This is a genomic window from Pseudomonas fungipugnans (assembly GCF_029955235.1).
In the GTDB taxonomy this organism is placed as follows: Bacteria; Pseudomonadota; Gammaproteobacteria; order Pseudomonadales; family Pseudomonadaceae; genus Aquipseudomonas; species Aquipseudomonas fungipugnans.
In genome coordinates, this window is record NZ_JARBWL010000001.1 from 449,311 (window position 1) to 470,527 (window position 21,217).

The 21,217-nt window shown below is 61.2% G+C and carries 14 protein-coding genes; 13 read left to right on the top strand and 1 reads right to left on the bottom strand.

What is annotated here, in order from left to right:
- The first annotated feature begins 51 nt into the window (after positions 1-51).
- Positions 52-960 (top strand): MurR/RpiR family transcriptional regulator, encoded by a 909-nt coding sequence (locus POF45_RS02085; RefSeq protein WP_282314926.1) that lies wholly within the window; start codon positions 52-54, stop codon positions 958-960.
- Positions 961-2,163: 1,203 nt separating this feature from the next.
- Here POF45_RS02085 and POF45_RS02090 read toward each other — a convergent pair.
- Entirely contained in the window at positions 2,164-3,333 is a 1,170-nt protein-coding gene (locus POF45_RS02090; RefSeq protein ID WP_282314927.1) for an aryl-sulfate sulfotransferase, read from the bottom strand.
- 32 nt (positions 3,334-3,365) lie between these two features.
- Here POF45_RS02090 and POF45_RS02095 point away from each other — a divergent pair, with 32 nt between their 5' ends.
- The 12 genes from POF45_RS02095 to POF45_RS02150 all read left to right on the top strand — a co-directional run bounded on the left by POF45_RS02095 (position 3,366) and on the right by POF45_RS02150 (position 21,199).
- The gene (locus tag POF45_RS02095; protein WP_282314928.1) at positions 3,366-4,499 is read left to right on the top strand and encodes a GlxA family transcriptional regulator; all 1,134 of its coding nucleotides are present in this window, start codon (positions 3,366-3,368) and stop codon (positions 4,497-4,499) included.
- Between the two features lie 77 nt (positions 4,500-4,576).
- Positions 4,577-5,416, top strand: a complete 840-nt coding sequence (yghU, locus tag POF45_RS02100) for a glutathione-dependent disulfide-bond oxidoreductase (RefSeq protein WP_282314929.1) — start codon at positions 4,577-4,579, stop codon at positions 5,414-5,416.
- A gap of 328 nt (positions 5,417-5,744) precedes the next feature.
- Positions 5,745-7,313 carry an efflux transporter outer membrane subunit gene (locus POF45_RS02105; protein ID WP_282314930.1) on the top strand — a complete coding sequence of 523 codons (1,569 nt, stop codon included), beginning with the start codon at positions 5,745-5,747 and terminating at the stop codon, positions 7,311-7,313.
- A gap of 92 nt (positions 7,314-7,405) precedes the next feature.
- On the top strand, positions 7,406-8,518 hold the full coding sequence (locus POF45_RS02110; protein WP_282315986.1) for an efflux RND transporter periplasmic adaptor subunit: 1,113 nt from the start codon (positions 7,406-7,408) through the stop codon (positions 8,516-8,518).
- 8 nt (positions 8,519-8,526) lie between these two features.
- Positions 8,527-11,592, top strand: a complete 3,066-nt coding sequence (locus tag POF45_RS02115) for an efflux RND transporter permease subunit (protein WP_282314931.1) — start codon at positions 8,527-8,529, stop codon at positions 11,590-11,592.
- A 420-nt stretch (positions 11,593-12,012) separates the two neighbouring features.
- Positions 12,013-13,449 (top strand): undecaprenyl-phosphate glucose phosphotransferase, encoded by a 1,437-nt coding sequence (locus POF45_RS02120; protein ID WP_282314932.1) that lies wholly within the window; start codon positions 12,013-12,015, stop codon positions 13,447-13,449.
- Positions 13,449-14,909 (top strand): mannose-1-phosphate guanylyltransferase/mannose-6-phosphate isomerase, encoded by a 1,461-nt coding sequence (locus POF45_RS02125; RefSeq protein ID WP_259503004.1) that lies wholly within the window; start codon positions 13,449-13,451, stop codon positions 14,907-14,909. The genes POF45_RS02120 and POF45_RS02125 overlap by 1 nt, the downstream gene beginning before the upstream one ends.
- Positions 14,906-15,820: a glycosyltransferase family 2 protein gene (locus tag POF45_RS02130; protein ID WP_259503003.1), complete on the top strand. Its 915-nt coding sequence runs from the start codon at positions 14,906-14,908 to the stop codon at positions 15,818-15,820. Before POF45_RS02125 ends, POF45_RS02130 begins: the two co-directional genes overlap by 4 nt.
- Positions 15,821-15,827: 7 nt before the next feature.
- Complete coding sequence (locus POF45_RS02135) at positions 15,828-16,640, top strand: polysaccharide biosynthesis/export family protein (protein ID WP_259503002.1); 813 nt, start codon at positions 15,828-15,830, stop codon at positions 16,638-16,640.
- Positions 16,641-16,710: 70 nt separating this feature from the next.
- Entirely contained in the window at positions 16,711-18,693 is a 1,983-nt protein-coding gene (locus POF45_RS02140; RefSeq protein ID WP_282314933.1) for a GumC family protein, read from the top strand.
- Entirely contained in the window at positions 18,693-19,874 is a 1,182-nt protein-coding gene (locus tag POF45_RS02145) for a glycosyltransferase (protein WP_259503000.1), read from the top strand. Before POF45_RS02140 ends, POF45_RS02145 begins: the two co-directional genes overlap by 1 nt.
- Positions 19,871-21,199 (top strand): glycoside hydrolase 5 family protein, encoded by a 1,329-nt coding sequence (locus POF45_RS02150; RefSeq protein WP_282314934.1) that lies wholly within the window; start codon positions 19,871-19,873, stop codon positions 21,197-21,199. Before POF45_RS02145 ends, POF45_RS02150 begins: the two co-directional genes overlap by 4 nt.
- Positions 21,200-21,217 lie beyond the last annotated feature (18 nt).

Sequence of the window (21,217 nt, forward strand, 5' to 3'; positions counted from 1 at the left end):
TTCGGATACACTCCAGCCAACCTTATGCCCTCAGGAACTGTTGAGCCGCACATGCCGACCCCATCGAAAAACACCACGGTCTATGCCGCACCGGTCATGCGCAAACTGGCGGAAATCGTTGCCGATTTGCCACCGTCGCTGCGCAAGGTCGCGGACTTTATCCTGCGTCATCCGCTGCGAGCGGCAACACTGACCATCGAAGAGATGGCCCACGAAACCTTGACCTCAACCGCCGCCGTCAATCGCCTGGCCAAGGCCATGGACCTGGGGGGCTACACCGGCATGAAGGCCGAGCTGGTGGCGACATTGCAGCAGATGGTCTCGCCGGTCGACAAGCTGCGCAACGAACTGGCCCATCGGCCCGGCGGCGCGTTTGGTCTGCATGAGCAGATTCAGAGCGCCAGCAGCAACCTCGCGACAGCGGCGACCAATAACCATGCCGATACCTTTGAAGCCTTCGTCACCCGGCTGACCACCGCGCGCAAGATCTACATCCTGGGCTTTGGCAACAGCGTCTATTTCGCCGGCCTTGCCGCTTCGACCCTGATGCCGTTCTGTGCCGACGCCACCGCCATCAGCATGGAAGGCGGCAACGAAAACGCCGCGTACCGCCTCGCGGCGATCACCGAAAAGGACGTGCTGCTGGCGATCTCCCTGCCGCGCTATTCCCTCGACACCCTGCAACTGGCACGCTTCGCCAACGAGCGTGGCGCCACGGTGCTGGCCATCACCGACTCCCCCGCCTCACCGCTGACCAGCATCGCCGAACACACACTGTTCGCACCCGCTGATCATCCGGTCCTGACCAGCTCCAACATCGCCGTGCTCGCGCTGATCGAAGGCCTGGTTGCGGGCGTCATGGCGCGAAACGAAGAAGCGGTGAAGCTGGCGACTGAACTGACCGAAAGTGTGATGACGTACCTGCACATCTCCAGCAGTGGTAAAGCGCCGAAAAAATAGTCCGGTGCCGAGCCATAAACCCGTGGTGAGGGAGCTTGCTCCCGCTGGAGCGCGAAGCGGTCCCGCTCTTCAAAAAAGCAGGGGCCTGCTGCGCAGTCCAGCGCAAGCAAGCTCCCTCGCCACACTGACCGAAAGTGTGATGACGTACCTGCACATCTCCACCAGTGGTAAAACGCCGAAAAAGTAGTCCAGGGCCGAGCCATAAACCCGTGGCGAGGGAGCTTGCTCCCGCTGGAGCGCGAAGCGGTCCCTCTCTTCAAAAAAGCAGGGGCCTGCTGCGCAGTCCAGCGCGAGCAAGCTCCCTCGCCACACTGATCGAAAGTGTGATGACGTACCTGCACATCTCCACCAGTGGTAAAACGCCGAAAAAGTAGTCCGGTACCGGGCCATAAACCCGTGGCGAGGGAGCTTGCTCCCGCTGGAGCGCGAAGCGGTCCCTCTCTTCAAAAAAGCAGGGGCCTGCTGCGCAGTCCAGCGGGAGCAAGCTCCCTCGCCACACTGACCGAAAGTGTCATGACGTACCTGCACATCTCCACCAGTGGTAAAGCGCCGAAAAAATAGTCCGGTGTCAAACCATAAACCCGTGGCGAGGGAGCTTGCTCCCGCTGGAGCGCGAAGCGGTCCCTCTCTTCAAAAAAGCAGGGGCCTGCTGCGCAGTCCAGCGGGAGCAAGCTCCCTCGCCACACTGACCGAAAGTGTGATGACGTACCTGCACATCTCCAGCAGTGGTAAAACGCCGAAAAAGTAGTCCGGTGTCGAACCATAAACCCGTGGCGAGGGAGCTTGCTCCCGCTGGAGCGCGAAGCGGTCCCGCTCTTCAAAAAAGCAGGGGCCTGCTGCGCAGTCCAGCGCGAGCAAGCTCCCTCGCCACACTGATCGAAAGTGTGATGACGTACCTGCACATCTCCACCAGTGGTAAAACGCCGAAAAAATAGTCCGGTGTCGAACCATAACCCCGTGGCGAGCAAGCTCCCTCGCCACACTGACCGAAAGTGTGATGACGTACCTGCACATCTCCACCAGTGGTAAAACGCCGAAAAAGTAGTCCAGGGCCGAGCCATAAACCCGTGGCGAGGGAGCTTGCTCCCGCTGGAGCGCGAAGCGGTCCCGCTCTTCAAAAAAACAGGGGCCTGCTGCGCAGTCCAGCGCGAGCAAGCTCCCTCGCCACAGGGAAGTTCCGTCCTCAAGCTCCGGGCGTCTCGTTCAGTCACGCAACCACGGTATGTCTTCTCGCTGATAACGGTGCGCGCGGAAGATCGCGTTGTTCTCGCCCGGCAGGTAGTTCCTGGATGCCTGATCGGGATACGCGGCGAAATACGGATTGATGTACTCCCAAACCACTTCCCCGGCCCGGGTGACTTCAAACAACCGACCAAAGTTGGCCTCGGTCACCAGCGTGTTGCCGTTATGCAAACGCTGTGCACCGCCCATGAACGGCGTGAAAAAGGCGTAGCCCGGCGAATCGGCGTATTGCCATTCGATGCACCGGGTCAGCGGGTCGATTTCCAGGATGCGCGAGTGCGGCATGCTGACATGCGGGCGGGAAATACCGTTGTCGAACACCAGAATGTGCCCGTTCTCCAACTCGCTCGGGCAATGCTGCTGCGCGACCAGATCGTGGCCCAACCGCCACAGCACTTCACCGCTGCCACTCTGAATCGTAATCACCGAAGACACGCTGCGCAGGCTGAGGATCACCTTGCCATCGCGGCCGGGGGAAACGGCGTTGGTCATCGGCCAGTGGTAACGCTCAAAGGCGTCATGCAGCGGGTAATCTTCGGGGCGTAGATGCTCCCAACTGCGCCACTCCCAGACGACCTGACCCTGGCGATCCACTTCCTTGACCACGTCGGCATAGATCACGCCCCCGGCCGCCTCGCTGCCGGGAATCCCGCCCACGACACGGCTCGCCAGCTCCGGGCTCAACGGCTCGACGGTGGTGTAGAGCAGGTGCCCGTTATCCAGCCATTGGGCGTCGTGATGATGGAACAGGTCGGTGTGCTCCCAGACCACTTCGCCATCAGGCGTGACCTCGCTGAATGCACCGCCATGCCACACCGACCAGCCGGGGAACAACGCGGGAGAATCGGGATGATTGCCGTTGTAACCGAGATTGCCGTTGCGCAATAACACCGCATCGCGACCGGGGCGCTGGGGCAATTTCCAGCGATGCACGATCTCGCCATCAAGGTTGATCAAGAACACATTGCCGTCAGCCGTTTGCGGGGCGAACAGCGTGTAGCCACCGGCGCTGCGGGCGTGATCAACAGCGGTCAGGCCGGTCTTCTGACGTCTGAGCGTGGTGCTGTCCAGGCGGGTTGAAGACGCGTTCGGCACATCGGGGAGCTTGGCAGCAGAAGGTTTTAGCGGCATTGTCGTGCTCTCATTGATACGTTGAATCCAGTATGTCGAGGCCCGCCGTGCCGCTCCATGCCAAACACCCCTCCTTTGCTGCCATGTCGGACATCCCGGCATCCGCCCCTTTGCGCACGGTGGTGGTCCTGGCATTCGATGACCATCTGTTGCTCAACGCCGCTGGCCCGCTGGAGGTGTTTGCCGCCATACCGCGCATCTTGCGCGGCGACTTCGCAGCGCATCCGCCCTATCGCCTGTTGATTGCCTCGCCGCAAGGTGGCCAGGTCATGTCGATCTCGGGGATCGCGGTGAGCACCTGTTCACTGGAACAGATCGACCAGCAGGCACCCGAGATCGACACGCTGATCGTGGCGGGCGGACCGGGGATGGCCGCATTGGAGGCCAACGAACACGCCCGCGACTGGTTGCGCCGCCGAGCCACCGAAATCCGCCGCCTCTGCTCGATAGGCACCGGTGCGTTTGCCCTGGCGGCCGCCGGCTTGCTCGACGGGCGCAAGGTCGTGACCCACTGGAAATTCACCGAAGAGTTACAGACGCGCTACCCGGCGGTGTTATGCCAACCCGACGGGCTTTACCTGCACGACGGCAACCTCTGGACCTGCGGGGGTGCAACCGCCGGTATCGACCTGGCCCTTGGCCTGGTCGAACAAGACCTCGGGCCCCAGGCGGCGTTGTCGCTGGCACGCTATTTCACAGTGTTCCTGTGGCGATCCCCGGAGCAGTCGCAACTCAGTGCATCGCTTGATGCACAGTCCAGGGCACTGCGCACCGATCCGGATGTACGCCTGGCCCGCCTGCACGCCTGGATTGCCGGCAATCTGAATGGCGATTTACGCGTCGAGCGGCTGGCCGAGCAATTTGGCATGAGCCCACGTCACTTTGCCCGTGCCTATGTCGCCGCCACCGGCGAAACGCCCGCCCAGGCCGTGGAGAATTTACGTCTTGAAGCGGCCGGCCGACTGCTGAAAACCACCCGCGAACCGATCAAAAGAATTGCCGAAACCGTCGGCTTCGGTCGGGAGGAACGCATGCGGCGTGTGTTTCAGAAGCAGTGGGGTACAAGCCCGCTGAGTTATCGCACCCAGGCAGCGTCCCCGCTGCCGGTTCAGCAAACCGGCGGCCCTGCTCCATTGGCAATCGCGTTGCAGGGCCTGGCCCTGTAGGCCCGCCCGAAGTGGCCCCAAGCATTTTTCATGTGTGGTCCACGCGACCACAGCAAACAAACGATGAGGTTCGTCTTATGAGCAAAGCGCCGTATGTTCCCCCGACAGTCTGGAAAAATGACGCCCCGTCTGGCGGCCAGTTCGCCAGCATCAACCGCCCCGTCGCCGGGCCGACCCACGACAAGGTACTTCCCGTTGGCCAGCAGCCGTTGCAGCTGTATTCGCTGGCCACGCCCAATGGCGTGAAAGTCACCATCCTGCTCGAAGAGCTGCTGGCGCTTGGACACACGGATGCCGAATACGATGCCTGGCTGATTCGCATCGGTGAAGGTGATCAGTTCTCCAGCGGCTTCGTCGAGATCAACCCCAACTCGAAAATTCCGGCGCTGCTGGACCGCAGCGTAACGCCTGCCGTTCGCGTATTCGAATCCGGTTCGATCCTGCTTTACCTCGCGGAAAAGTTCGGCGCCTTCCTGCCCACCGACCCGGCAGGGCGCACCGAAACCCTGAACTGGCTGTTCTGGCAGATGGGTGCAGCGCCTTATCTGGGCGGCGGTTTCGGGCATTTCTACGCGTATGCCCCAGAGAAGCTGGAATACCCGATCAACCGCTTCACCATGGAAGCCAAGCGTCAGCTGGATGTCCTTGATCGACGCCTGGGCGAAACCCCGTACCTGGCCGGCGACCGCTATACCATCGCCGATATCGCGGTCTGGCCGTGGTACGGGCAACTGGTGCGCAACAACGTGTACTCGGCCGCCGAGTTTCTCGCCGCCGACGAATACACCCATGTGCAGCGCTGGGCAGAAGACATCGCCAACCGGCCTGCGGTGATTCGCGGGCAGCGCGTCAACCGCACGTGGGGCGATGAATCGAGTCAGGTGCCGGAGCGTCATAGTGCCGCTGATCTGGGCTGAATCTCGCTGACTTCCTGTCGTATCAGCTTCGGATCGCAAGTGCATCCGAAGCTGCGCGAGCGCACGACCAGACACTCATCACAATCGTGCCCCGCCAGCTGACCAGTTCTTCATGCCAGGACCACAGCAAAACTGGCGAACTCACCTATCCTGTTGGACAGCTTGCACAAAAAAACCGGCATGACCGGTTCTGGCTACCCCTCCTCACATGTGCCCACGCCGCACTACCGAGAGAGTAAAAACAGTGGTCAATTTGAAACCCCAAGCCCGGCACCCTGCCAAGCCTCTCACTCGAGTCCCTGTCCTCGTGTGTTGCCTGTGCCTGGCAATGCTCGCTGGCTGCAAAGTGGGACCGAACTTCAGCCGCCCCGACGTGGCTGAAAACGCCGATTACTCGCGGGAAAAGTTGCCTGCAACGACCGCCTCCGCAGGCGACGTTGCAGGCGGCGCAGCACAGCGGCTGGTTGCCGGCATGGATATTCCCGGCCAGTGGTGGACGCTGTTCCGCTCGCCGACCCTCAATGCGCTGGTCGAAGAAGCCCTTCGCGCCAACACCGATGTGGCCGCCGCTCAGGCAGCACTGCGGCAGGCCAACGAACTGGTCTACGCCGATCAGGCGTCGCTGTTTCCCTCGCTGAGCGCCACGGCATCGAAAACCCGCGAGAAGGTGTCGCCGGTCAGCTTTGGCTCGTCCACCTCGGGCAGCAGCTCAATACCGATTTTGACGGTCAATGCAGCATCCCTGAACGTTTCCTATGCCCCGGACGTTTTCGGCGGCGTTCGGCGCCAGATCGAGTCAACGGCTGCCCAAGCCGAGTACGAGCGCTACCAGTTGGAAGCGACTTACCTGACATTGAGCTCGAACGTCGTCAATACGGCGGTGAACCTGGCGTCTTTGCGCGATCAGATAACGGCCACCGAGCAAATCATCCAACTGCAGAGCGACCAGCTCGACCTGCTCAAATCCCGACGTGAACTGGGCGCAATCGCCGACACCGACGTACTCACTCAACAGGCAAGCCTTGCGCAAACCCGCGCCACCTTGCCGCCGCTGCAAAAGCAACTCGCGCAAACGCGCAACCAGTTGATGGCCTATCTGGGCCGCTTCCCGAATCAGGATCAGGGCGAGCGCTTCGACCTGGCTTCACTGCATCTGCCTGAGCAACTGCCCCTCAGCCTGCCTTCGGCCATCGTCTTGCAGCGCCCCGATGTGCGTTCCGCCGAAGCCCAGCTGCATCAAGCCAGCGCCAACATAGGCGTCGCCGTGTCCAATCAGTTGCCGCAGTTCAGCATCACCGGTTCGCTGGGTTCCGAGGTGCTGGCCGGCACCCGGTTGTTTTCGTCGGGCACCGGTATCTGGAGCCTCGCCGGATCGATCACTCAGCCGATCTTCGATGCCGGCGCGCTGGAGCATCGCAAGCGCGCCGCCGTGGCGGCCTACGATGAGTCGGCGGCTCGTTACCGTGGCACCGTAGTCTCGGCCTTTGAGGATGTGGCCAACGCACTGAGGGCACTGCAAGCCGATGCCGATGCGCTCAATCAACAGGTGATCGCCGAACAGGCGGCTCAGCAGAGTCTGGACCTGGCGCAGGCGCAGTTCCGGCTCGGCGCGGTCAACTACCTGAGTCTGCTCACCGCGCAACAAACCTATCAGAACGCCATCGTCACCCGCGTCCGGGCGCAGGCCGCGCGCTACAGCGATACCACCGCGCTGTTCCAGGCATTGGGCGGCGGCTGGTGGAACCGCACCGACGTAGATCCGGCCACGGCGGGTAAACCCGACCGCTTCGGCCTGCCGTCGCTACAGGAAATCATGCCGGATCCGGCCCCCAAACATGCAGCACCCGCGACTTCTGATCCAGCCGTGTCGGCTCGACTCGAACAACCGAAACAGTGAGAACCTCCATGGACGACGTCAAGACTGACTCTCCCCTGCCCCCTCGGTCGACCGAACCCGGCAGCCCGCGTAAACGGCGGCTGCTTCGACCGATGATCATCATGATCGCCGTGGTCCTGATCATTGTCGCAATCATCGCCGGCGTGAAATACACCCAGATTTCCAAGCTGATCGCACAGTCAAAGGTGCCGCAACCACCCTCAGTAGTGACCGCCATGAAGGCGCAGTTCGCCGATTGGCAGCCAAGCGTGTCTGCCGTCGGCTCGATGAAGGCCGTTCGCGGGGTCGACGTCACCACGGAGGTGGGCGGCATCGTGCGCACCATTGGCTTCAAACCGGGCCAGGAAGTCGCGGCACAAGCACTGCTCGTGCAGCTGAATGCCGACTCGGACGTCGCCCAACTGCATTCGCTGGAGGCCACGGCGGACCTGGCGGCCACTGTCCTTAAACGAGACAAGGCGCAGTTGGCGGTGCATGCCGTATCGCAAGCACAGGTCGATGCAGACGATGCCGACCTGAAAGCCAAACTCGCCGCCGCTGAACAGCAACGGGCATTGGTGGCGAAGAAAAGCATTCGCGCGCCGTTTGCCGGACGTATCGGCATTACCGGCGTCAACCCCGGCCAGTACCTCAATCCCGGCGACAAGATCGCGACCCTGCAGACATTCGACCCCATCTACATCGACTTCAACGTGCCACAAACCCAGCTGCAGGCGATTGCCATCGGCCAACCGGTGACGGTCACGGCAGACGGCTTGCCCAAGCAGACGTTCACTGGCCAGGTGACGTCCATCGACACCAAATTCGACCAGACCACCCGTAACGTCACAGTCGAGGCGACCATCGGCAATTCCGCGCAACGCCTGGTGCCTGGCATGTTTGCCCGTGCGTCTGTCGAGTCCGGCGCCAAGCAGCATTACCTCACCGTGCCCCAGACTTCGGTCACCTATAACCCCTACGGGACCACCGTGTTCATTGCAACCACGACGAAAAACGACAAGGGCGAAGACGTGCTCACGGCGCAGCAGACGTTCATCGAAACTGGCCCGACCCGCGGCGATCAGGTCGCGATCCTCAGTGGTGTGAAGGAAGGCGATATGGTGATCACCAGTGGCCAGATGAAGCTCAAGAATGGCTCATCGGTGAAGGTCGATAACAGTGCCGCGCCCTTGAACGACGCCGCCCCGACGCCACAAGAAAAATAAGGTGTCCCATGAAATTTACCGATACCTTCATCAAGCGACCGGTCTGGGCCGTCGTCATCTCGCTGTTCATCCTGATCCTGGGGCTGCGCTCGATCTTCGGCTTGCCGGTCAATCAGTGGCCGCGCACCGAAAACACGGTCGTGACCATCACCACGGCCTACTACGGCGCGGACGCCTCGACAATTGCCGGCTTCATCACCCAGCCACTGGAATCGGCCGTCGCGCAGGCGCAGGGCATCGACTACCTGGCCTCCTCCAGCATTACCAGCACCTCGACCATCACTGCGACGTTGCGGCTCAACTATGACGCCAGCAAGGCGCTGACCGAGATCAACACCCAGGTCAACTCAGTCAAGAACCAGTTGCCCGCGCAGGCACAGGAGCCGGTGCTGACGGTCGCCGTCGGACAGACCACCGATGCCATGTACCTGGGCTTCTACAGCGACACATTGCCCACCAACAACATCACCGATTATCTGGTGCGGGTGGTCAAGCCCAAGCTCGACTCACTCGAAGGCGTGCAGACCGCAGAAATCCTCGGCGCACGCCAGTTTGCGATGCGGGCCTGGCTGGACCCGGACAAGTTGGCGGCCCATAACGTTTCGGCGCAGGACGTTTCCGTGGCCCTGGCCAACAACAACTACCTGTCGGCTGTCGGCTCGACCAAAGGCCAGATGCTCACCGTCGACCTGACCGCCGGGACCGATTTGCACTCGGTGGATGAGTTCAAGCGCCTGGTAATCAAGCAGAACGGCGACGCCCTGGTGTACCTGGAAGATGTCGCCAACGTCACGCTGGGGGCAGAAAACTACGACAGCAGCGTGGCGTTCTCCGGCAAACGCTCGGTATTCATCGGTATCAAGACGGCGCCGACCGCCAACATCCTGAACGTCGCCGATAACGTGCGCAAAGTGTTCCCCGAGCTGCAATCACAACTGCCGGCGGGGGTTCGTGGCGAAATCGTCTACGACTCCACGGCCTTCATCAACACCTCGATCGAGGAAGTGGTTAAGACCCTGGCCGAGGCCATGGTGATTGTTTCGATCGTGATCTACCTGTTCCTCGGCTCGTTCCGTGCCGTGATCGTGCCGTTGGTGGCAATCCCGCTGTCGCTGATCGGCACCTTCTTCATCATGTTTCTGCTGGGCTACACCATCAACCTGCTGACCCTGCTGGCGTTGGTGCTGGCAATCGGTCTGGTGGTCGATGACGCGATCATTGTGGTGGAAAACGTCGACCGACATATCAAGGAAGAAGGCAAGAGCGTATTCGAAGCCGCGATCCACGCCGCCCGGGAATTGGGCGGCCCCATCGTCGCCATGACCGTGGTGCTGATTGCCGCCTACGTGCCCATTGGCCTTCGCAGCGGCCTCACCGGGGCGCTGTTCAAGGAGTTCTGTTTCTCGCTGGCGGGCGCGGTGTCGGTGTCAGCCGTCGTGGCGTTGACCTTGTCGCCCATGATGACCTCCAAGCTGTTCAAGACCGGTCAGGAAGAAGGCAAATTCGCCCGCAAGCTTGACCAGTATTTCGACTGGCTGCGTGGCCGCTATCACAGCGTGTTGTCAGCCGGCCTGGATGCCTGGCCGGTGCTGGTGATCTTTGGCTTCCTGCTGTTCGCGCTGGTGGCGGCCAGTGGCATGACCGCCAAGAGCGAGCTGTCGCCGACCGAGGATCAGGGGCTGGTGTTCATGCAGATCAAGGGCCCGCCGACGGCCTCACCGACACAGATGGAAAGGATTGCCGACCAGGCGTTCCAGATCGCCAAACAGGAACCGGAATACGCGCAGATGTTCCAGCTCACCGGCTTGCCGGCGCTCAATCAGGGACTTGGCGGTGTGTTGATGAAGTCATGGGGTGATCGTGACCGCTCGCAAGCGCAGTTGATTCTGGAGCTGCAACAGAAATGGAATCAGGTGCCCGGCGCCACCATCGCGGCCTTTCCGCTGCCGTCGTTGCCAGGCGCACAGGGGCTGCCGGTGCAGTTCGTCATTACCACCACCGACACGGTCGACAACCTCAATGAAGTGGCCAAGGCGGTGTTGGCCGAGGCACTCAAACAGCAGCTGTTCTATTTCTCCGACCTGGATTTGAAGCTCGACAAGCCGCAGGCCAAGCTGGTCGTAGACCGGGAAAAAATTGCTGCGCTGGGCATGACGCAAGCTGATGTCGGTGCCGCGCTGTCAGCCGCGTTGGGCGGCAACTATGTCAATTACTTCTCGACGGCCGGACGCTCCTACAAGGTCATTCCCCAGGTGTTGCAGGTCGACCGCCTGAACCCGGACCAGATTCTCGATTACTACATTCGCACGCCATCAGGGGCAATGATTCCGGCGCGTACGGTGGCGCACATCGAGACGACAACAGAGCCGGAGTCGGTCAACCACTTCCAGCAACTCAACTCGGCGACCATCTCCGGGGTCAGTGGCACGGCTCAGGGCGAGTTGCTGCAAAAACTGGACGGTATCCTGAAAAGCGTGGCGCCCTCCGGTTACTCGTCTGACTTCTCTGGCGAGTCGAGGCAGTTCATTCAGGAGTCGGGCGGATTCGTCGGCCTGCTGCTGTTTTCGATTCTCATCGTCTATCTGGCATTGGCGTTCCAGTTCGAGAGTTACCGCGACCCGGTGGTGATCCTGTTCTCGGTGCCGCCGGCTCTGTTCGGCGCGCTGGCTTTCATCACCATGGGTTTCGCTTCGATCAACGTGTACACGCAGGTGGGGCTTGTCACCCTCCTCGGCCTGATCACCAAACACGGGATTCTGATCGTCCAGTTTGCCAACGAACTGCAACGCGCCGGTCACAGCAAGCGCGAGGCCATCGAAGAAGCCGCCGGGGTGCGTTTACGCCCCATCCTGATGACCACGGCGGCGATGGTGCTGGGCGTGGTGCCGCTGGTATGGGCCTCCGGCGCCGGCGCAGCGGGGCGTCACGACATGGGGCTGGTGATTTTCTCGGGACTCTCGATCGGTACCCTGCTGACGCTTTTCATGGTGCCCGCCATGTATCTGTTCATTGGCTCGACCCACCATCACGAGACAGAGGCGACACAAGAGCCGATCGCCGACGGGGCTGAGTGACAAACGGCGTTCAGGATTCTGAACAAGTCTTGCCAGGAGACTGCGGCCCCGAAAAACCTGTCATCGTGGGCCCTTGAAATGTCCGGCCACCTCATTGGACAGAATGCAGGTGCTGAACCAGACTCAAAAAACAGCAAACGGCCAGCGACAGGCTGGCCACGTGAGTGCCATGCGGATGCAGGGAGCACCAACATGACCGATCGTCAAATAAATGTCGAAAGTCATTCAGAAATAATGAAAGTTTCTTCATTGCCTTACTCAAGTCAAATGATTGACACAAAGGAAATGCCGATAGCATCATAGCGCCATCATTCCTGCGGCCACTTTGGCACGGGTGCACAGCGCTGCATTTGCAACCTGCCACTGCCCTTAATTTTCATCCGTAGTCGAGCTGGGGTGTCCCGGCAGTGAAGGGCTGACATGCTTGAAAAGTCGATAGACAGCAGGTTCCTGACACGCGCCGGTTTCATGGAACTCTTCATTGCCGGCGTGAAAGTCACCCACGCCCTGACTGCAGCATTGCCGGCAGTCATTCTGCTGTTCTGCCTTGAATCTCCTTCCTCTGATGTATGGCACACGGTGCTCGGGCTGCTGGTTTTCTTTGCGGTACTGACGGTCATCATGTTCAAGGCGCTGGGCGTGTACAGCGAGGATTTTTTCAGCAATCGCCTGCGTTTCCGGGTGATGCTGATGGCCTGGACTTCAGCGTTTTGCATCCTGCTGTTCATGTACCAGGGGCTGCACCTGCTGCCCGTTTTCAGTGTGCGTGACCTGGCCCTCTGGTTCTTCGCCAGCCTGATCATGTTCGGCATCGAGCGTTTGCTGTTGCTGCACCTGTTCCGATACTGGATGGACACCGGCAAGTACCTGCAACGCACCGTCATCCTCGGCTTTACCGAGAGCGCCCTGTTTGTCGCCGAGCATATCCAGCGCAACGGCGATATCCGTTCCGGGCTGATCGGCTTCATTGATGACCGCACCGAACGCATACCGACCGAACTGTCGGGCCTGCCGCTGCTGGGAAACAGCCGCGACCTGGAAAAGCTGATTCGCTCCGAGCAGGTCAATCAAGTCCTGATCGCCCTCCCCTGGGCGGCAGAGGCGCGCATCGGCGGTCTGGTCAAGCGCTTGCGGCAGATGTCGGTGAACGTGGCACTGGTCCCCGACATCACCACACTGCGCTTTGGCCACAACCGCATCACCGATGTTGCCGGCATCCTGATGTTCAATACGTCCGAGTTGCCGCTAAAGGGCTGGTCACCCTTGATCAAACGTTGCGAAGACCTCGTACTCGCGACCGTGGGCATTGTCCTGTTGTCGCCCATTCTGCTGGCAACCGCCCTCGCCGTGCGGCTCGACTCCAAGGGCCCGGCGCTGTTCCGGCAAAAGCGTTATGGCTACAACGACCGGCTGATTCGCGTGTTCAAGTTCAGGTCGATGTATGTCAATCAGACCGACCGCAACGCCGAGCGCCAGACCACCCGTGAAGATCCGCGAATCACCCGTGTCGGGCGCTTTATCCGCAAGACCAGCATTGATGAGTTGCCGCAGTTGTTCAACGTGCTGATGGGCAACATGTCGATTGTCGGCCCCAGGCCCCACGCCACGGCGACCAAGGCGGCCGGCGTGCCTTTCGAGGAAGCTGTGCGTGAATACAGCTCTCGCCATCGGGTCAAGCCCGGCATTACCGGTTGGGCCCAGATCAACGGCTACCGGGGCGAAACCGACACCCTGTACAAAATCCAGAAGCGCGTCGAGTACGACCTCGAGTACATCTCGAAATGGTCGGTCTGGCTGGATCTGTACATCGTGTTCATGACGATCCCGGCCATTCTGTCCACGAAGGAAGTCTATTGATGAGCGCACTCACTGCATTGATCCCCTGCATTATCTCGGGTGGCTCGGGCTCGCGTCTTTGGCCTGTTTCGCGGCAGAACATGCCCAAGCCGTTCATGCGCATGCGTGATGGTCAGAGTCTGCTGCAAAAGACCTTCATTCGTGCCGGGCATTTACCCGATGTGAGCTGCGTGTTGACGGTGACCAACCGTGAACTGCTGTTTCGCACACTCGACGACTACCGCAGCGTCAACAGCGAACACCTGAGCCTTGACCTGCTGCTTGAGCCCTTCGGCCGTAATACAGCGGCTGCCATTGCCGTCGCCGCGCTGCATGTTCAAGCGCATCTGGGCGAGGCTTCGCACTTGCTGGTGATGCCGGCCGACCATCTGATCCTGGACGAGGACGCGTTCGTGCGCGCCGTCAGTCAGGCCCGTGCGCTGGCCGACGAAGGTTATCTGGTGACTTTCGGCATTCGCCCGGACAAGGCCGAAACCGGCTTCGGCTATATAGAACAAGGCGCGGCGCTGACTCAGGGTTTTCGTGTTGCGCGCTTCGTCGAAAAGCCTGACCTGACAACTGCACAAGCGTATGTCGATGGCGGCAAGCACCTGTGGAATGCCGGCATGTTCTGCTTTCGCGCCGACACCCTGCTGCAAGAGTTGACGCTGCATGCGCCTGATGTGCTGGCTGCAGCCAAAGCCAGTCTTGAAAACGGCGTGACCCTGGACAACCCGCGTTGCCGCCAGCGTGAGCTTGGCGCAGACAGCTTCGCCCTCGCCCCGGACGTCTCGATCGATGTCGCACTGATGGAGAAATCCGAGCGCGTCGCGGTGGTTCCATGCGACATCGGCTGGAGTGACATCGGTTCCTGGGACGCGCTGCGCCAGCTCACGCCCAGTGACGAATCGGGTAATCAGATCAATGGCGAAGCGGTGCTGCATGACGTTCACAATTGCTACATCGACTCGCCCAAACGGGTGCTGGGCGCCGTTGGCATCAGCAACCTGATCATCGTCGATACGCCGGATGCGATTCTGGTGGCCGATGCTTCTCGCACCCAGGACGTGCGCCACATTGTCCAGGAACTCAAACGCCAGAATCACCCGGCGTTCAGCCTGCACCGCACCGTCACTCGACCCTGGGGCATGTACACCGTGCTGGAGGAAAGTTCGCGCTACAAAATCAAACGCATCGTGGTCAAGCCCGGGGAGTCGTTGTCCCTGCAAATGCACCATCACCGCAGCGAACACTGGATCGTCGTGAGCGGCGCGGCAATGATCACCAACGGTGACCAGGAGATTCTGTTGCGCAGCAACGAGTCCACCTACATCCCGTCCGGGCATCGTCATCGCCTGAGCAATCCGGGGATCATCGATCTGGTGATGATCGAGGTACAAAGCGGCGAATATCTTGGCGAAGACGACATCGTGCGTTTCGATGACATCTATGGTCGCGCACCTGCCCAGGTGAAACCTTGACTCGCCTGGCACTGATCATCCCGACCCGCAACGCGCAGCCGCATCTGGACCGGTTGTTGCCCGCGTTGAAGGCCCAGACCCTGCAACCGGATACGGTGCTGGTGGTTGACAGCAGCTCCACCGATGACACGGTCAGCCGCTTTCGGGATTTCGGCGCGCAGGTGCATGTGATCCCTGCCAGCACCTTCAACCATGGCGGCACCCGCCGTTGGGCCAGCCAGCAGGTCGATGCCGACGCGTTGATCATGCTGACTCAGGATGCGATCCCGGCCAGTGCGCAGACGTTTGCCAATCTGCTGGATGAATTGCAGCAGGACCCGCGTATCGGTGTCGCCTACGGTCGCCAACTGCCCCACCCCGGCGCCGGGGTGCTGGAAGCGCAAGCGCGGCGATTCAACTACACCGCCCAGAGCCGGACCAAAAGCCTGGACGATGCTCCTGAGCTGGGTATCAAGACGTGCTTCAGTTCGGACTCGTTTTCCATGTATCGCCGAAGCGCGCTGGACGCCATCGGTGGTTTTCCTGCCGATGTGATCGGCAGCGAAGACGCCTATGTCGCCGCGCGCATGCTGCTTGACGGTTACCTCGTGCGCTACGCCGCCAGCGCCTGCGTAGAGCACTCGCACCACTACAGTCTCCTGCAGGAATTTCGCCGCTATTTCGATATCGGCGTGTTCTACGGCCGTGAGCGCTGGATCGGCGAAACATTCGGTGCTGCCGGAGGCGAAGGCAAACGCTTTGTGCTGGCTGAATTGCAGGCCCTGCGTGAAGCGGGCGCGTTGCACCGGGTGCCGGAAGTGCTACTGCGCAGTGCCCTGAAATTGCTGGGCTATCGCCTGGGGCACGCTGAACATCATCTGCCAACGACGCTCAAGCGTCGCCTGGGCATGTTTTCCAACTACTGGACCTGAGCTGTCAATGACGACCACTAACCGACGTTCAACGCTGTGTCTGTCGAGCATCCTGACCGCCTCCCTGTGGCTGGCCGGCTGCTCCACGCCCGCGCATGTTGCGCTGCCCGACAGCGACACCGTCAAGGCCCGACATCAGGCGGCCTTGACCCTCGCCGACCTGCCACCCGCCCAGGTGCTGATTCAGAATGCCGACACCCTGCGCATCGTGCGCGATGCCCAGGAGCCGGCCAAATCCGATGAAGTGACCTTGTTCGTGGTGCGCCCCGACGGGTTCATTTCGCTGCCCAATATCGGCCGGATCAAAGCCTCGCAGCGCACCCCCGAGGACCTGGGCAAGGAAATCACCGACCGCTACAAGACGATCTTTCGTGAGCCGGCAGTGACGGTGAATATCGCCATCGCCCCCAGTAACCGGGTGTTCATTGGGGGGGCCGTGGCCAATCCGGCGTTCTTCAACCTGGCCGGCAACGTCTCCATCGAGCAGGCGCTGCTCAGTTCCGGTGGCGTGTTGCCGTCGGCGGACAGCTCCAACATCGCCCTGCTCAGAACCGGCGCCAACGGCAAGTACACCATGTATTTCGTCGATTTGAGCAGCCTGCTCAGCGACCCCAATCACCCGATGGTGACCTTGCAGCGGGGTGACCTGATCTACGTGCCGCAGTCGCGGATCGGCAGCACCGTCGAAGCCGTGGACATGTACTTCACGCGGCTGTTCCCGGTCAACAAAGGCATTGGCGTCGGCTTCAACTATGACCTGAACAATCAGGGCGTGAAGAACAGCGGCAACACCAACAACTATTTCAACACTGCACCTTAGGCGACAGGACCGGCTCACGTGATCTGTTTTCATCAGCCACTGTTTACCGCGTCATCAACGGAGTGATCCTGTGATCGAAATACGCTCTCTACGCGACCTGCTACGACTGTTCTTCATCTTCCGCCGTGAGTTCCGGCTGGCGGTCATTACCACGATCGTGGTCGCGGTGCTGGGCGCTTTCCTGCTGCCGGCCAGCTATGAGTCAAACGCGCGGCTGCTGGTCAAGCCCGGGCGCGAAAGCACCACGGTGCCGATCGAGGCTGGCAACCGACAGACCTTGATCGCGCCAAGCACCCAGCACGATCCGATCGTCGATGAGGAAAAAATGCTCACCGGCCGGCCTATCGTGCACATGGTCGCCGAGCGTTACCTGGCAATGACCGCCGACGCGCCGCCCGAGGGCTTCTGGAAAACCCTGAAGTTTTACGCCAAGAAGGCCGCGGGTGGCGTGATCGGAGGCGTGCGCAGCGTATTGCAGTTCGTGGGACTTGCCGAAGAGCAAAGCCCTCTCGACCGCCTGGCCACCCGCCTGGAGAAAAACTTCTCGGCCAGTCACGAGCCGGGCTCGTCAGTGATCGAAGTCAGCTTTACCTGGGATGATCCGCAAGTGGCGCAGCAGGTCGTGCAGATCTGGGTCGATGCGTATCTGGAGGAACGCGCCCGCGTGCTGGGCCGCAAAAGCCTGTATGCGTTTTATGAAACCGAAGGCGACAAGGTGGCTTCGCAGATTCTCGGCCTGAGGGAACAACTGCAAGGCCGACTGAAGCAGATCGATTCGATCAGCGTCGACGCCCGCCTGAAAAACCTCACCAGCCAGATCGACCGCCTCACCGATGCACGGGTCAATGCGCAGAATCAGTTGTCCGGCCTCAGCAGTTTCCTGATCAACGCCCGTCAGCAAATCAAGGACCAGCCGGCTGAAGTGGTGACCACGCGCGAAACCAGCCTCAACCCGACCCAGCTCGACCTCAAGCGCCAGATCAACACCCTGCAAGTCGAGCGCGCACGGCTGTTGCGCACTTACCTGCCAGGGGCGCCAGCGGTGAAACAGATCGAAGAGAACATCCAGTCACTGCAAACCATGAGCGCCGAAGAAGAGACTCGTCTGGAACGCTCCAGAAACACCGCGCCCAACGGCCTGGTGACCAACGTCAGGCAGCAGGTGATCGACGCCCAGTTGCAGCAACAGAAACTGGTCGGACAAATCGCCGACTACGACAAGAACCTCGACGCATTGCGTACCGAACGTGACCGGGTAATGACCGATGAACCGGTGCTCAACCGCCTGACTCAACAACTGAACACGGCTGAAAAAAGCTATGCGCTGTATTCGGAAAATCTTGAGCAGGCGCGTATCGACCACGAGCTGGACAGCAGCCAGATCAGCAATATCGCGCTGATCGAGCATGCCACGCTGAACCCGGCTCGCGTATTCCCCAAAAGCCTGCTGATCCTGCTGTTTGCCATTCCCGCCGGCCTGGCGGTGGGGCTGCTGACCATCTATGTCTGCTACCTGCTGGACCAGCGCATCCACGACGGGGCGCGACTGCAGGAGCTGTTCCAGACGCCGTTGTGGGGTAGCGTGCCGGACCGAGACGATGCAACGCCTGCGGCCATGACGGCCAGTATTTACCGGTTGTACAGCTTGTTACCCATGCAGCGAATCGAGGCCGAAGGCCTGGCGCTGGGCCTGACCTCGGCGCGTCATGGCGAAGGCGTGAGTTTCATCATCGAGCAACTGCGCCATCTGATTGAGGAGCGCGGGCATCGGGTGAAGGTCAACGCCGCCGACCCTGCGCAGCCCGGCGAAGTATTGCTGCTGGACGCTTCGGCACTGTCATCGAATCAGGAAACTTTCTTGCTGCTGCGCCGCGCCGACCTGATCGCCCTGGTGATCGAGGCGCGCACCAGCACCGTGCCAATGATCGAAAACGCCATGTCACTGCTCACGACCGCATTTGGCAAAGTCGATGGCCTTATCCTCAATCGCCGCCGCTTCGAAGTGCCGGCTTCGGTGCTGGCGCGCCTGAACAACTGGCGTGGAGCGGCCTGATGCGAATCGTGCTGCTGGCCCCGCTGCCTCCTGAGCAAACCGGGATTGCCGACTATGCCGCGCATTTCAGCACGGCACTGCGCGGCCTGGGCATCGAGGTGCTGACGCCATTGGCCGGCTGTCACGACCTGACGCAGCAACTGGCGCGCCTCAAGGCGCTGGACTGGCGCACTGTTGACCTGGTGCACGCCGAACTCGGTGGCGGTCGATTCGGTGAATTTCAGGCCCTCGACTACTTGAGCCGCACACAACCGCAGATTCCCCTGACCGCCACGGTGCACGACCCTGAACGACTGATCTGGCGCCGCGCCCGGCTGTTCTGGCCCTTGACCCTGCTCGAACGTCTGCCGCATCCGATGCCGCAGGCCGCTGCGCTGCTCGCTGACCCACTGACTCTGCATGAAGAACGACTTCTGGCCAGACGCATGGCGCGCCTGATCACCCTCACCCGCCTGGGCGGCGACTGCCTGCGCCAGCGCATGGGCTTGCGTGCGGACCAGGTGGCGGTGATTGCGCACGGCAACCTGCCGATCACGCCGGTCGAACTGCCACCACTGGAACCGCTGCGTCTGCTGTATTTCGGTTTCATCTACCGAGGAAAAGGCATCGAAGACCTGATTGAAGCCTTTGCCCGCACGCTCGCGACGCATCCACAATCGCGCGGCCACGTGCGCTTGACGCTGGCTGGCGGCACCGCGCCGGAAATGACCTTCGACCCGGCGGGCAACTACCTTGACGGGCTGCGTCGACGGATCAGCGAGTTGCAACTCGACGACATCGTCGACTGGCAACTGGACCTGCCATCCAGCGAGATCGCCCACACCATTCAGGCGCACCACGTCATGGTGCTGCCTTACCGCGAATCGAAAAAGCTCGGCTGGCTGGGGCAGATGCGTGGCACCAGCGGCGCGCTGTCCTGGGCCAACGCCTGCGGGCGCGGCGTGATCACCTCCGACGCCCGTGCCTTTGCCGAGGAAGTCGCGGCCGGCAATGGCATTACCTATCAGCAAGGTGATGTCGAGTCATTGAGCAACTGCCTGACCCGGCTGGTGCTCGACCCCGACCTGGCGCGTCAGTGGGCGGTTCGGGCCGGCGAAACCGGGCAACAGCGTGAGTGGTCGGCAACGGCCCGGCGTTTTTCCGATCTGTTCAAGGCGGCGTGTGAGGAGCGAACCCTATGACCTCTTGCCGCCGCCCTCTCCTGCCTGTCGTTGCGGCGCTGATGTTCAGCGCTACGGGTTTGCTCAGCCAGCCAGCCATTGCAGTGCCGATCAATCTTGCGTCCGAACGCACCCTGGAATGGAAAGACTATTTGGGGGTGAATGCACACTTTTTGTGGTTCACCCCGGCGCAGTACCGCAAGCAGATCAGCGCCTATCAGAAGCTGGGGCTGCAATGGGTGCGGGTGGACCTGCACTGGGATCGCCTGGAGCCGAAGGAAGACGACTATCAGTTGTCGACGCTTGATGAGCTGGACAAGACCCTGACCGCCAGCGGGCTCAAATCAGTGTTCTATCTGGTCGGCTCGGCGCCGTTCATTACCCGGGCGCCGGTCGGCGCGCCGTTTCAGGATCAATACCCGCCCAAAGACCCCAAGGTCTATGCCACGCGCATGGCCATGCTTGCCCAACGCTACCCCAACATTGACGCCTGGCAGGTGTGGAACGAGCAGAACCTGCCCAACAACTGGCGCCCGCAGGTCGATCCCGCCGCCTACGGCCAACTGTTGCTGGCTACCCATCAGGCGCTGGACCAGGTCGCGCCCGGTAAAACCCAGGTCATGGGCGGCATGGCCTACTACAGCCAGATGCCGACGCTGGGCAAAACCCTGATGTTCCAGGCCCTCGGCAAACTCGGCGTGCAGAGCCTTGGCATGGTCGCGGCCTATCACCCTTATTCCGTGACGCCGGAAACTGACGAGCCGGGCAAAAACGAAGTGCTGCTGCGCGGCAAGCAACTCAACGACATGCTGCACAACGCCGGGCTGAAAAATGTCTGGGCCACCGAATGGGGCTGGTCCAGTTACGCCGGTCCAAGAGAAATGCAGGCGCTGATCGGCGTTGATGGCCAGGCGGATTACACCTTGCGGCGCCTGGCGCTGATGAGTACCCAGGACTATCAGCGGATATTTCTCTTCGCGCTGTCCGACCTCGATGATCGCGCCTCGGCCCGCGACCAGCACTACGGCCTGCTTGATCTGAACGGCGAACCAAAACCGGTGTATCAGGCATTGGCACGCTTTCTCGACATCACCGGCCCACGGCTCAAGCCCGGCAAGACACCCGTGCTCGAAGGCGCGCCCGACAGCTTCTACAGCGTGGCCTGGACCCGCGATGACGGCAAACAACTGTTGATGTTCTGGAGTGCCGAAACGGGCACGTTGAAATTGCCGGAGATTCATCAGGCCAGCCTTTACGACCCGCTGACCGGTACGCAGCAAAACCTCGACGCGGCGGACGGCATTACGCCCGGGGTAAAACCGACCCTGCAGATTCTGGTGTGGTAGACAACGCTGAAATGGAGC